This window comes from Cobetia sp. SIMBA_158 (assembly GCF_046566945.1).
GTDB classification, from domain to species: domain Bacteria; phylum Pseudomonadota; class Gammaproteobacteria; order Pseudomonadales; family Halomonadaceae; genus Cobetia; species Cobetia amphilecti.
Window position 1 is genome coordinate 1 of record NZ_JAWJYL010000258.1, and the last position, 278, is coordinate 278.

At 38.5% G+C, this 278-nt stretch carries 1 protein-coding gene; it reads left to right on the forward strand.

From position 1 onward, the window contains the following. Positions 1-278: helix-turn-helix domain-containing protein (locus R2R70_RS19875; RefSeq protein WP_410978880.1), on the forward strand; the 278-nt coding region annotated here is incomplete at both ends.

Genomic DNA, 278 nt, shown 5'->3' on the forward strand with positions numbered 1-278 from the left:
GGGATTATCCCTTAAACAAATCAACGAAATGACGGGTATTTCTGAGAGCTACGTAAATCGTTTGGAGAACCGTGGGAGACTTTGTCCAAGCTATCCTGTCATTGAAAAATTAGCTTTTGCACTGGGAGTAGATCCTGCTGATCTTTTAGAAGTGAGTTCGACTAAGACAAATGGAAGTGTAATTCCGCTTGAACAATTATTGTTCTCTGGTGAATTCACATTAGATGGGGTTAAGCCAGTTAGTCCAGATGTAGTTGAACATCTATTAAATTTAATTG